Source organism: Microcella alkaliphila (genome assembly GCF_002355395.1).
Taxonomy (GTDB): Bacteria; Actinomycetota; Actinomycetes; order Actinomycetales; family Microbacteriaceae; genus Microcella; species Microcella alkaliphila_A.
Window position 1 is genome coordinate 2,669,349 of the sequence record NZ_AP017315.1, and the last position, 12,548, is coordinate 2,681,896.

Annotated in this window: 14 protein-coding genes; 1 reads left to right on the plus strand and 13 read right to left on the minus strand. The window is 71.3% G+C overall.

All coding sequences use genetic code 11. The features are described 5' to 3' along the window. The first annotated feature begins 39 nt into the window (after positions 1–39). Complete coding sequence (locus CPY97_RS13030) at positions 40–1,035, plus strand: pirin family protein (protein WP_096423195.1); 996 nt, start codon at positions 40–42, stop codon at positions 1,033–1,035. Positions 1,036–1,282: 247 nt separating this feature from the next. Here CPY97_RS13030 and glsA read toward each other — a convergent pair whose 3' ends face one another. The 13 genes from glsA to folE form a co-directional block, all read right to left on the minus strand. Continuing rightward, complete coding sequence (gene glsA / locus CPY97_RS13035) at positions 1,283–2,560, minus strand: glutaminase A (RefSeq protein WP_161494147.1); 1,278 nt, start codon at positions 2,558–2,560, stop codon at positions 1,283–1,285. 58 nt (positions 2,561–2,618) lie between these two features. Continuing rightward, positions 2,619–2,804: a hypothetical protein gene (locus CPY97_RS13040; protein WP_096423197.1), complete on the minus strand. Its 186-nt coding sequence runs from the start codon at positions 2,802–2,804 to the stop codon at positions 2,619–2,621. Between the two features lie 86 nt (positions 2,805–2,890). After that, on the minus strand, positions 2,891–3,469 hold the full coding sequence (locus CPY97_RS13045; protein ID WP_096423198.1) for a hypothetical protein: 579 nt from the start codon (positions 3,467–3,469) through the stop codon (positions 2,891–2,893). 204 nt (positions 3,470–3,673) lie between these two features. After that, positions 3,674–3,838, minus strand: coding sequence for a hypothetical protein (locus tag CPY97_RS13495; protein WP_157985624.1), 165 nt, complete (start codon positions 3,836–3,838; stop codon positions 3,674–3,676). 19 nt (positions 3,839–3,857) lie between these two features. After that, positions 3,858–5,399 carry a lysine--tRNA ligase gene (gene lysS, locus CPY97_RS13050; RefSeq protein WP_096423199.1) on the minus strand — a complete coding sequence of 514 codons (1,542 nt, stop codon included), beginning with the start codon at positions 5,397–5,399 and terminating at the stop codon, positions 3,858–3,860. Between the two features lie 557 nt (positions 5,400–5,956). Then, positions 5,957–6,832 (minus strand): pantoate--beta-alanine ligase, encoded by an 876-nt coding sequence (gene panC, locus CPY97_RS13055; protein ID WP_096423200.1) that lies wholly within the window; start codon positions 6,830–6,832, stop codon positions 5,957–5,959. Continuing rightward, positions 6,829–7,575, minus strand: a complete 747-nt coding sequence (locus tag CPY97_RS13060) for a DUF2520 domain-containing protein (protein WP_096423201.1) — start codon at positions 7,573–7,575, stop codon at positions 6,829–6,831. The genes panC and CPY97_RS13060 overlap by 4 nt, the downstream gene beginning before the upstream one ends. After that, positions 7,572–9,206 carry a PH domain-containing protein gene (locus CPY97_RS13065; RefSeq protein WP_096423202.1) on the minus strand — a complete coding sequence of 545 codons (1,635 nt, stop codon included), beginning with the start codon at positions 9,204–9,206 and terminating at the stop codon, positions 7,572–7,574. The genes CPY97_RS13060 and CPY97_RS13065 overlap by 4 nt, the downstream gene beginning before the upstream one ends. After that, positions 9,203–9,745, minus strand: a complete 543-nt coding sequence (locus CPY97_RS13070; RefSeq protein ID WP_231923962.1) for a PH domain-containing protein — start codon at positions 9,743–9,745, stop codon at positions 9,203–9,205. Before CPY97_RS13070 ends, CPY97_RS13065 begins: the two co-directional genes overlap by 4 nt. Positions 9,746–9,758: 13 nt before the next feature. Beyond that, the gene (locus CPY97_RS13075) at positions 9,759–10,226 is read right to left on the minus strand and encodes a DUF3180 family protein (protein ID WP_096423204.1); all 468 of its coding nucleotides are present in this window, start codon (positions 10,224–10,226) and stop codon (positions 9,759–9,761) included. Further along, positions 10,223–11,122: a 2-amino-4-hydroxy-6-hydroxymethyldihydropteridine diphosphokinase gene (gene folK, locus CPY97_RS13080; RefSeq protein ID WP_231923963.1), complete on the minus strand. Its 900-nt coding sequence runs from the start codon at positions 11,120–11,122 to the stop codon at positions 10,223–10,225. The genes CPY97_RS13075 and folK overlap by 4 nt, the downstream gene beginning before the upstream one ends. Further along, entirely contained in the window at positions 11,119–11,961 is an 843-nt protein-coding gene (gene folP, locus CPY97_RS13085) for a dihydropteroate synthase (protein ID WP_231923964.1), read from the minus strand. Before folP ends, folK begins: the two co-directional genes overlap by 4 nt. After that, the gene (gene folE / locus CPY97_RS13090) at positions 11,958–12,542 is read right to left on the minus strand and encodes a GTP cyclohydrolase I (RefSeq protein ID WP_096423205.1); all 585 of its coding nucleotides are present in this window, start codon (positions 12,540–12,542) and stop codon (positions 11,958–11,960) included. Before folE ends, folP begins: the two co-directional genes overlap by 4 nt. Positions 12,543–12,548 lie beyond the last annotated feature (6 nt).

Consider the following 12,548-nt stretch of genomic DNA (forward strand, 5'->3'; position numbering starts at 1 on the left):
GCCCGATCAATTCACCGGGCGGCGGCGTAGGGTGATCGCGTGAGCAACCTTGAGGTCGAGCCGGCCGAACTGCTGTGCGACGACGACTCCGCGCCCCGGTTTCTGCTGCTCGAGGCGCGGGAGGTTCCGCTCGGCGGGCCGCGCGCCATGACCGTGCGCCGCACCCTGCCGCAGCGCGAGCGCAGCATCATCGGAGCGTGGTGCTTTCTCGATCACTACGGGCCCGACGACATCACCGAACGGGATGCCGGAATGGTCGTCCCTCCCCACCCCCACACCGGGCTGCAGACGGTCAGCTGGCTGTTCGAGGGTGAGATCGAGCACCGCGACTCGACGGGCGCCCACCAGATGGTGCGGCCCGGCGAGCTGAACCTGATGACGGCGGGGTCGGGCATTCAGCACTCGGAGGTGTCGACGCCCGCGACGACCCGTCTGCACGGAGCGCAGCTGTGGGTGGCGCTGCCCGACCGCGATCGGCACACCGCGCCGTTCTTCGAGCACACGGAACCCGTGCCGGTACGGCTCGGCGCCGCGACCGTGCGCGTGTTCGTCGGCGAGCTGCCCGAGTTGGCTGATCACGCGTCGGCCGCCCGCACGTTCACGCCGCTGCTCGGGGCGCAGCTCGACTTACCGGCGGGGGCCGTCGTCGACCTGGCGCTCGATCCGGCGTTCGAGCACGGCGTGCTCGTCGACTCGGGCCACGCGACGCTCGACGACGAACACGAGGTGGGCGCCGCGCAGCTCGGCTACCTCGCGCCGGGCGCCGAATGCCTGCGTATCGAGGCGGGGGCCGACGCGCCGCTGCGCATCCTGCTGATCGGCGGAGCCCCGCTCGGCGAGCCGATCGTCATGTGGTGGAACTTCATCGGCCGCGACCACGACGAGATCGTCGCATTCCGCGAGCGCTGGCAGACGGACGTCATCGATGATGCCGACCGCGCGGGCCGATTTGGTCACGTGGACGGGTACGACGGGCCGGCGCTTCCCGCGCCCGCCCTGCCGAGCATCCGCCTGAGGCCCCGCGAGCAGTCGTAGGGCGCGGGCGCTCGGCGCGTGATCATGTGCACGGCACCGCGCACAGGCGCCCGCGCGCGGCAACCCATTCGGCACTCGCCGCGACTACTCCGGTGTAGGAGTTCCTACACCTGAGCAGTCGCCGGGCAGTCACCGGACGGTCGCCACGACTGTAGGAAGTCCTACACCCGGGTAGTTGCGCGGGCGGCGGGGGCTCACAGAAGTGTAGGAAGTCCTACACCGGAGTAGTCGCTAGAGGGGGTGCACATCATCTCGCGGCGCACCACTCTCGAGCCTCGTCGAGACTCTCGACCTCGACCGCGCCCGAAACGATTCCGCGGCGCGCGCCGTCGACGATGACGACCTCGTGGTCATGCTCCTCGAGACGGTCGATCGCCCCCTGCAGGATGCGCTCACCCACCTGGTGCACGCGTGTCACCCGGTCGAGATCGAGCACAAGCACCCGGTCGGACGACTCCAGCACGTCCTCGATGGCGCTCAGCACCCCGCGCATCGACGCGAACACCAGGTCGCCCTGCACCGCCACCACGCCAGCGCCATACTCGGGCCAGCGCTCCTCACTCTCGCGCACCACCGGCAGGTTTCCGCCCGGCAGAGTCAGCGCGTGCAGTTCGTAGCGGTCGGCGAGGTCCTGCGAGGCGGCGACGCCGCGCACCGAATTGCCCCGAGCATCCAATTTGGGGCTGAACAGCCCCATGCCGAACTGACCGGGGCTCGCCGTGATCAGCCCACCCGACACACCGCTCTTCGCCGGCGTGCCCACCGTCAGCAACCACTCGCCCGAGTAGTCGTACATGCCGCACGTCGCCATGACCGTCAGCACGTGCCGCGCCACTGTTCCGCTGAAGACCCGGTCCCCGGTCAGCGGGTTGATGCCGCCCGTCGCGAGCGTCGCACCCATGACGGCGAGGTCCCGCGTCGAGACGAGCACCGAACACTGCTTCAGGTAGACCTCCATGGTGGGGTCGACCTCGTCGGTCAGCGAGCCCGCGCTGCGCATGAAGTGCGCCAGTGCGCGATTGCGGTCACTCGCGCCCTGCTCCTCCTCGTACACGGTCTCGTCAAAACCGAGCGACCGCCCGGCACACGCCTCCATGAGGGCGTGGATGCGCTCGTACTTCTCGTGCGCGTCGGCCCCCGTCACGAGGGCGCACGTCACGAGGGCCCCCGCGTTGATCATCGGGTTGTCGGGGCGGCCCGTCTCCTCCTCGAGACTGATCGCGCTGAACGCCTCCCCGCTCGGCTCGGCGCCCACATGCTCGTGCACCGACTCGAGCCCGCGGTCGCTCAACGCGAGCGCGTACGTGAACGCCTTCGAGATCGACTGCACCGAGAATTCGACGTCGGCATCACCCGCCGCCGACACGTACCCGTCGGGCGTGCAGACGGCGAGGCCGAACAGCCGGTGGTCGGCGTGCTCGAGCGTCGGAATCGACGCCGACGTTTCGCCGCGATAGTCGTGCTTGAGCCGCTCGTGCAGGGTGACGAGCTCGCGCTCAATCGGGTCACCGATCAGGGATGCCACGCTCACGCTCCTCGCTGCGCCGCAGCGCATCGCCGCCGGGTCGGAGCCCCGGCCCTACTCACTCGTGCGGATCAGCGCCCTGCTTCTCGATGCGCGCCCGCTCTTCGGCCTCGATCTCGCTGAACGTCTGACGCTCGGCGCGGTCGGCGCGAATGATCGCGCGCATTGCGAACCAGAACAGCAGCCCGAGGAGGATCGTCGGCGTGACCGAGAAGATCACGTTCCCCCAGAACGATTCAGGCATGCCCACATGGTACGCCGGGATGCTCGGAGCGGCCCCCACGAAGACCGTTGCGCCCGCGGCGCGCGGGCGGGCGAGCGCGACGGCGCCTACGAGTCCTGCAGCTGCCGGCGGCGGAACAGCAGGCCGGCGGACAGGACGACGACGCTGACGGCAGCGACGCTGCCGAGCGCGATCGGAATGATGATGGCGGGGTCGAGCGCCGTCGATGCGGAACCCCGTGCATCCGTGCCGTCGACGGACAGCGTGGGCAGTTGGAAGCCGTCGAGTTCAGTGAGGCCCGGTTCGATCGTCACGTCGCCGACCGCGGCCGACAGTCGGCCGTCGTCAGCGATCGCGACGACGCAGTAGGTGCCCGCCTCGAGTCCTGCGGTGACGAGGCTGACGGCGAACGGCTCGCCGGCGGTGACCGTCACCACGCGGTCGAGCACCGAGGGGCGGCAGTCGCCCAGCACCTGGGGGGACAGCGACAGGGTGACATCGACGTCGCCGGCGCCGCCGACGATGCCTTCAACACGGAGGTCACCCGCGACCGTCTGGCCCTGCGTCGGCGCGGTGATGCGCAGCGAGTCGACGGCGAAGGCATTGTCGGCCCAGGCGATCGCGAAAACGATCGCCATGCCGGCGACAAATGCGGCGGCCGTGCGGAGGCGCAGCTTCACAGCCATGGGGGTTCGCCATTCGGGTAGGGCGAATGTCGGTGACGCTGGGCACCAGACGCTTCGGGTATCGGGTTGGGTGTCGTCTGTCAGAACCGCGGTCGGGGTGTCGGCCGGGTAGCCGGGTGCGGTCCTGTCGGACAGCCTCAGGCTAGAACTCCGCGAGCGTCGGCCGCTTGCCCCAGTACGGGGGTGAATGGGGGGTGAACGCCCCTACTGGCCGGACTTCTCGAGAATGCCGAAGATGCCCGAGAGCAGCAGATAGGCGCCGAACGCGCCGACGACGAGCCAGAGCGCGAGGCGGTTCATCGACACGCCCTGCTTCTTCTTCTCGTCGTCTCCGGGGAGCTTCAGCTCGTCGTCGCGGTTGAACACCATGGTGCGAGGCTACCCCTCGCTACTTGACGAGCGGGAACAGGATCGTCTCGCGAATGCCGAGGCCGGTGAGGGCCATCAGCAGGCGGTCGATGCCCATGCCCATGCCGCCAGACGGGGGCATGCCGTGCTCGAGCGCCGTGAGGAAGGCCTCGTCGAGCTGCATCGCCTCGAGGTCGCCGCCGGCGGCGAGTTTCGCCTGGGCGACGAAACGCTCGCGCTGAATGACCGGGTCGACGAGCTCGGAGTACGCGGTGGCGAGTTCGAAGCCGCGCACGTAGAGGTCCCACTTCTCGACGACGCCCCTCTTCGAGCGGTGCTCGCGCACGAGCGGGCTCGTGTCGACGGGGAAGTCCATGACGAAGGTCGGGCGGGTGAGGTCGCCCTTAACGTAGTGCTCCCACAGCTCTTCGACGTACTTGCCGGGCAGCGGGTGGTCGATCTCGATGTCAACGGCGTCGGCCATTTTCTTGAGGTCGGCCATCGGGGTTTCGGGGGTCACCTCGATGCCCGCGGCCGCGCTTAGCGACTCGTACATGCTGAGGCGATCCCACTCGCCGCCGAGGTCGTACTCGGTGCCGTCGGCCCACGTCACGACGTGCGACCCAGCGACGGCGAGCGCCGCGTTCTGGATCATCTCTTGCGTGAGGTCGGCCATCTGGTGGTAGTCGCCGTACGCCTGGTACGCCTCGAGCATCGCGAACTCGGGGCTGTGGGTCGAGTCGGCGCCCTCGTTGCGGAAGTTGCGGTTGATCTCGAACACCCGCTCGATGCCGCCGACGACGGCGCGCTTCAGGAAGAGCTCGGGCGCGATGCGCAGGAACAGCTCGGTGTCGAACGCGTTCGAGTGCGTCACGAACGGGCGAGCTGAGGCGCCTCCGTGCATGGTCTGCAGCATCGGTGTCTCGACCTCGAGGTAGCCGTGGCTGGCGAAGGTCTGCCGCAGGCTCGCCACGGCGAGCGCCCGGGCCCGCACGGTCTGGCGGGCCTGCTCGCGCACGATGAGGTCGAGGTAGCGCTGGCGCACGCGCGTCTCTTCGTTCAGTTCTTTGTGCAGGGTCGGCAGGGGCAGGATCGCCTTCGCCGCGATCGCCCAGCTCGACACCATGATGCTGAGCTCGCCGCGGCGGCTCGTGATCACCTCGCCCTCGACGAAGACGTGGTCACCGAGGTCGGTGAACTCTTTCCACTGCGCGAGCGACTCGTCGCCGACCTCGGCGAGCGACACCATCACCTGGATGCGGGCGCCGTCACCCGACTGCAGCGTGGCGAAGCAGAGCTTGCCGGTGTTGCGGCTGAACACGATGCGTCCGGCGAGCGCCACGCGCTCCCCGGTCTGCACGTCGGCGTCGAGCTCGGGGAACCGCTCGCGCACGGTGGTGATGCTGTCGGTCACCTCGAGACCGATCGCGTACGGTTCGATGCCGGCCGCGAGCATCCGCTCACGCTTGTCGAGGCGCACCTGCTTCTGCTCGGCGATCTCCTCGATCGTCGGCTCGTCGCTCGCGTCGGCGGGCGTAGCGCCCGGGCCGGTGGCGGCGTGCGCGGCGGTGTTCTCGGTCATGCGTGAGGCTCCTTGGTCAACCGCTCTAGCCTAACGGCGCGCGTTGGCGCCCCAAGCCGACGTCTGCCCGTGGCCGCGGCCCCCCGCGGCGCCCCGCGCTCCCGCACCGACTCGCCCCGCTCCGCCCCGCGCCGCGCCGCGCCGCGGAGAACCGGAGCCCCTTTTGGTGAATGAGAACCCCCTCACGAGGGCACGAGTCCACCAAAGGGGCCCCGGAAGGGCGAGCGAGTGGCCACAGGCAAGCGGTCACTGGCGTGCATGGAGGGACGAGCGCTGAAGTGGCGCGAGCGCGCACACGGAACGCTTCCGCAGGCGGAACGTGTGCCCCCAAACGCGACTACTCCGGTGTAGGACTTCCTACACGAGCACACGGGCAGACCGCGGCCTTTCGCTACTCCGGTGTAGGACCTCCTACACCGGAGTAGTCGCGGCGGCCCGTGGAAGAGTCCCAGCAACGTGGGCGGGAGTCACGGCTACCCCGAAAGCCAGCGCGACGGCGCGAACTGCGCCGCACAGCCGGGCCAGCAACGCGAGTCGCGCCAAAACGGGCGCCCGGATCAGGCGAGCGGGATCAGAGCCGTGTCGATGAGGCGAGTGTCGCCGACGCGCGCCGCCACGAGCATCCGGGCGGCGCCGCGGTGGTCATCGGGAACCAGATCGAACGTGGCCGGGTCGACGACGGCAACGTAGTCGACGTCGACCTCGGGGCGCCCGGCGAGCGCAGACTGGGCCGCCGCGAGCGCCGCGTCGATGCCGCGGTCGGCCGCCGACTGCGCCGCCTCGATCGCCGCCGGGATCGCCCGCGCGGCCCGCCGGTGACGCTCGTCCAGGTAGGCGTTGCGACTCGACAGAGCGAGTCCGTCGTGGTCGCGCACCGTGTCAACCACCTCGACGCGGGTGTCGATGTCGAGGTCGCGCACCATGCGGGTGACGAGGAACACCTGCTGCGCATCCTTCTCGCCAAAAAGAACAACGTGCGGGGTGACGATGCCGAGCAGCTTCGCGACGACGGTGAGCACGCCGTCGAAGTGCCCGGGGCGCGCGGCCCCCTCGTAGCGGCGGCCGATCTCGCCGGCGGTCACCCGCGTCAGGGCCGCGCCCGTCGGATACATCTCGTCGGCGTGGGGCGCGAAGACGGCGTCGACTCCATGCCCGACGAGCAGCGCCCGGTCGGCGTCGAGGCTGCGCGGATAGCGCTCGAAATCTTCGCTCGGACCGAACTGCAGGGGGTTCACGAACACCGACACGACGACGCGGTCGGCGAGCGCGGCCGCCCGGTCGACGAGCGCGAGGTGCCCGGCGTGCAGCGACCCCATGGTCGGCACGAGGGCGACCGTTTCACCGGATGCTCGCCACGCCTCGACGGCCGAGCGAACGCCCGCGACGGTGTCGATCACGACGGGTGGCGCGGCAGAAACATCGTCGTGGCTCACGGTGACCCATTGTGGCCGCTGTCGTCCTCCGGCACGAATCGTTCGGGCTCGATACGCACGCCGCTCGCCTCGCGCAGCGCATTCTCGACGGCGGAGCGCACGACCGCGCTGAGCACTCGGCCGGGCTCTTCGACGCCGATGGCGCGCAAGCCGTCGACGGCCTGGTCGACGACGGCGCGCGAAAACTGCGAGGCGGCCGCGATCGCGTCGGCGTACGCGGGCCGGTCGGCCTCGTCGACCACGATCGGCTCAGCGCCCATCTCGACGACGAGCGCCTGGGCGATGGGCAGCACGGGCGCGGGCGCGGTGACGGCACACCACGCCTCGCGCAGCCGCACGAGATCTATGGATGTTCCGGTGAAGTCGAGCGCCGGATGCACCGCCAGCGGAATCGCCCCCGCCGCCCGCGCCGGGTCGAGCACGCCCACCCCGTGCCCGGGGGCCGTGTGCAACACCAACTGGCCGGGCTGCCACGCTCCGGCCGCGGCCAGCCCGTGGATAAGGCCGGGCAGCTCCCCGTCGGGCACGGCCAGCACGACAAGTTCGCTGCGCTCGACGATGTCGGGCACGGCGGCGATGACGGCACCCGGCAGCAGGCCGTCGACGCGGTCGCGTTCGTCGTCGCCGACCGCGGAGACGCCGACGATCGCGTGGCCGGCGCCGGCGAGGGCGGCGCCGAGCACGGGGCCGACCCGGCCCGCGCCGACGATGCCGACGCCGAGGCGTCCATCGCGTGCGGTCACGGCGCGCTCTCCGGCGCCGAGGGCTCCTCCGCGGGGGTCTCACCCCAGCGGTGGCTGGTGTCGCGCTCGGCGGCGGCAATCGCGCGCCCGCTCACATGCTCGAAGAAGCTCACCGCGTGTTCGCGGTCGAGGGCACCGAGGTTCGCGACGATCGGCCCGGCGACCGTGTGCACCTGAATTGATCCGAGGCGCAGCGCTCGCTCGATCGGCCCCTGGGTGACCGCCGCCGACTGGATGCGCGGGTACGGCACGAGCGTCAGCGACCGCCAGACCGCTCCCGCCCGCAGCATGACCAGTTCCGGGGTGAGTGCGGTCGCGTTGCGCTTCACCGAGAACCACCGCAGCGGCCGCGCTCGGCGCGGCGACGGCACGAAGCCTCCCTCGTCGCCCGAGCCGGTCAGCCCCAGGTCGATCATCGGCATCGAGTCGTCGGTGACCCCGACGGGCAGCAACAGGCGCAGCACGGTGCGCACGTCGTCGGCGTTGCCGACGGGCAGGATCGTCGTCTGCGCTTGGCCTCCAGCACCCTGCGCCGACGAGCGGGAGGCGCGGTTCACGGCGATTTGCCACCAGCCGAATGGCCGCCACAGCAGCGGCTGGCTCACCTTGACCGAGTGAATGCGCCCCGGCGGGAGCGTCTCGTTCGACGTCGAGAGCAGGCCGAAGCCGACGCGCACCCCTTCGGGGGTGGCGGCGATCGAGTAGCGCAGCGAGCGCGTGATGCGGCTGATCAGGAACCCGCCGATACCGATCAGGGCGGGGATGAACCCGGCGATCAGGGCGATCTCGCCCGTGAGCGTGATGCCCGTGATGAGGCCGGCGGTCAGCAGCACGAAGACAATGGCGGGCCCACCCAGCACGGTGGAGCCGATGAGCCGGCCCGGATCCATGTGGACGACCGACTCCGGCTCGGCGAGGCTCGGGTCGAGTTCGGGCGCCAGGAACTCGCCCACCCGCTTGTCGATCACCCCGGAGGCAAGGGTCAGCGAGGTGCCGGGCGGCACCTCCACGGAGTCGACGGCGCCGGGGGCGGCCTCGGCCGACGGCGCCCCGCTTCCCGCCGCGTCCCGCCGCGCGCCGGAGGCGAGCAGCAGGATGTCGCGACGCAGCGCATCCGCCTGCGCGCCCGTCAGATACTGCAGCGGAACGTTCGCGTCGTTGCCGGCGACCGAGATCTCCAGCTTCGCGGCTCCGAACAGGCGCGGGATGAACGGGCGAACGATGTTGATGCCCTGAATGCGATCGAGGCGCCCTTTTCGGTTCGTGCGGAAGAGGATGCCCGAACGCACCTCGACGACCTGGTCGGTGATGCGAAACGTGTGGAATCGCCACGACAGCCAGAAGCCGGCGATGATCAGCAGCAGCAGGCCGAGCAGCGCCGCGGCGGCCTGCAGGATCAGGTTCTCGGCGATGATGTACTCGAACAGTGGGTCTTCTGGGGTGAACTCTCCGCCGCCCGGGATGAACGCCTCGATCAGCCGCTCGCGGAAGTTCGCAACGATCACGCCGACGATGATGAGGAGGGTCAACCCGCCGCGGAACAGCGGCGTCGCACGGTGCAGTCGGTGCCACTCCCCGTCGGTGAAGTCGGTCGCGGTGGCCGCCTTCGCGCGCGAGAGCTCGTCGCTCACAGGCCCGCCCGGCGGGTTTCGGCGACCGCGACGAGGTGGTCGCGCAACTGCTCGGCGCGCTCGAGCGGCAGACCGGGAATGAGCACACCGCTGGAGGCTGCGGCGGTGACGAACTTCAGCTCAGCGAGCCCCAGCAGGCGGGCGACGGGGCCGCGGCTGATGTCGACGAGCTGCATCCGCCCGTAGGGCACGGCGACGAAGCGCTGGAAGAGGATGCCGCGCCGGAATAGCAGGTCGTCGTCGCGCAGCGCGTATCCGATCGCCCGCACTCGGCGGGGCGTGAAGGCGATCACGAGCAGGAAGATGGTGCCGAGCACGACCGGAAGGATCCAGCCGAACGACCAGCCGATCCACATGGGGGTGAACGACGCGACGGTCATGATTCCGCCGAAGATCAGCCAGCCGACGATGTCGACCACGATGTATTTGGGCGACACGCGCTGCCACTCGCCGGGCTCGACGGGCAACTCGATTCGGGCGGGGGTCGGCGTCTCGAGAGCGGGGTTCGGCGTCTCGCTCACGGGTGTCGGGTCGGTCACGCGAATGTCCCCCTCAGCCGGCCGCGGGTGCCGCGTCGGCGTCGTCGTCATCGGAGGGCGGCGGCACCGAGCAGAAGTGCTCAGCGACGAGCGCGCACGCGAGCAGCACGGCCGCGCCCACGAAGGCCGCCCCCGTGGTCAGCGCCGAGCCTACCGGCACGACCGTGCGACTGAGCAGATAGATCAGGATGCCCGCACAAGCGCCGGCCAGCAGCGCCCCTCCCAGCGCGCTCGCCTTCGCGAGCACCACGATGCGGGTCGCGTAGAACGGGTCGATGCGCCGCTCGCCGGCCGCCGCGCGGCGCACCGGCCAGGCTCCGGCGAGTAGGGCGGCCGCGATCAGCACGAGGGCGATCGCGAGCGACACCGGCGGCACGAATACGGGGCGGCCCTGGCCGGCGAGCAGGGTGTCGGCGGCGAAACCGACGATCGCGCCTGCGATCGCGAGCGCGAGCAGCGGGCCGGGTGCGGTGCGCGTCACGGCGCGCCCCCTGAGGCGTCCGCGGCAGCCGCGTCGCGGGCGGATGCGCGCAGCGCGGCGAGCAGGTCGGCGACGCGTCCGCGAGTGGTGAGGCGAGCATCCGGGTCGATGTCGAGCCAGGGGGCGAGCACGAAGTCGCGCTCGTGCGCGCGGGGGTGCGGCAGCGTGAGGCGGGCGTCGTCGCGAACCACCTCGCCGTACTGGATCAGGTCGAGGTCGAGGGTGCGGTCGGCCCAGCGGGCGACGTGGGCGCCGCGGTCGCGCCCGTGCTCGCGTTCGATGCGCAGCAAGTGGTGCAGCAGGTGCGTGGGGGCGAGTGCCGTGTCGATGAGAGCGACGCCGTTCAGGTAGCCGGGCTTCGACGGGTCGGGGCCGGCGGGCGTGAGCGCGACCGAGTCGTGCCAGCGCGAGTGGGCGACCATGCGTGTGGCGGGCAGGGCGGAGAGGGCACGGATCGCATCGTCGAGCGCGGCGGTTCGATCGCCGAGGTTCGCCCCGAGGGCGATCACGGCACGCACGGGCTCGGCGTCGCGCGTGACCGTGACGGCGACGTCGCCGAAGGGCACCGCGATGGGAGCCTCGGGCTTGTGCACCGTAACAGTCGCGCGGTGCACGCCGTCGCGGGCGAGGCAGACGGCGGCGAGGCGGTCGGCGAGCGTCTCGATGAGGTCGACGGGGTCGCGCTCGATTGCGGCGACCAGGTCGTCGGCGAGCTCGCCGTAGTGCACGGTGTCGGCGACGTCGTCGCTGGCCGCGGCCGGAGCCAGGTCGAGGTGCAGCGCGACGTCGACGACGAAGCGCTGGCCGTCGCGCCGCTCGTCGGCATAGACGCCGTGGAAACCCGTGGCCGTCACGCCCGTCAGGGTGATGGTGTCGGGGCTCGGGTCGCCGGTCACGAGGCACTCCCGCGCCAGGCCCGCCAGGCGGCGAGCGCCTGCGCGTTCGCGGTGACGTTGTGCACGCGCACGGCGGCGACGCCCGCGTCGGCGCACATCACGCTGACGGCGGCGGTCGCTACATCGCGGTCGACGGGCTGCTGGGTGCTCGGCAGCAGCGCGCCGAGGAAGCGCTTGCGCGAGGCCCCCACCAGCACCGGGTGCCCGAGCGAGCGCAGCATGGCGAGCCCGCGCAGCAGCTGCCAGTTGTGGTCGGGTCCCTTCGCGAACCCGATGCCCGGGTCGAGCCACAGCCTTTCGGGCGCGATTCCGGCACCGAGCAGCGCGTCGCGGCGGGCCCGCAGCTCGGCCGTCACGTCAGCGAGGACGTTCGCGTAGTCGCTGACCTGGTCCCAGCGGTGCGAGTGGCCGCGCCAGTGCATGGCGACGTAGTCGGCGTCGAGCCCAGCGACCGTCGTCGCCATGGCCGGGTCGGCGAGCCCGCCCGAGACGTCGTTGACGATGCGCGCGCCCGCCTCGACGGCGGCCGCGGCGGTCGACGCGTTCATCGTGTCGATCGAGACCGGGATGCTCGCGGCGGCGAGTGCGCGGATCACCGGCAGCACGCGCCCCTGCTCGACCTCGGGGCTGACGCGCTCGGCTCCGGGGCGGGTCGACTCGCCTCCCACGTCGATGACGCTCGCCCCGTCGGCGACCATGCGCTGGGCGTGCCGGAGGGCAACCTGCGGGTTCACGAAGCGGCCGCCGTCGCTGAACGAGTCGGGGGTGACGTTCAGGATGCCCCAGATCGCGGGGCCGGCGGGCGCGGGGCCGGCGGGCGTGCTGCTCGCCTCCGTCACGCGGCACCCCGGCCGATGAGCGCCATGACGGCGGCCTGCTGGTCGGGGGCCGCCAAGGTGCCGCGGGCCGCGACCGTCACGGTCGAGGAGTCGGCGTAGCGAACGCCGCGGGCGGCGACGCAGCCGTGACGGGCATCCACGACGACGAGAACGCCGTGCGGGCGCACGGCGGCGTCGAGCGCGGCCGCGACGTCTTCGCCGAGCCGCTCCTGCAGCTGCGGCCGCGCCGACACGATTTCGATCAGCGCCGGGATGCGGCCGAGGCCGATGATGCGCTCGTCGGGCACGTAGGCGACGTGGGCTATGCCGGTGAAGGGCAGCAGGTGGTGCTCGCACATCGAGCGCAGAGCGATGTCACGCAGAACGACCAGCTCACCGCGCTCGCCCGGGTCAGTCGCCATCTCGGCCGAGTCTTCGAGCATCGGCACGGGGTCGACGCCGACGCCGGCGAAGAAGTCGGCGTAGCTGGCGGCCACGCGCTGCGGGGTCGTGGCGAGGCCCGGGCGGGCCGGGTCGTCACCGATCGCGGCGATGATCTCGGCCACCGCCGCCTCGATGCGCGCGGTGTCGATCGGGCTCATGGGTGT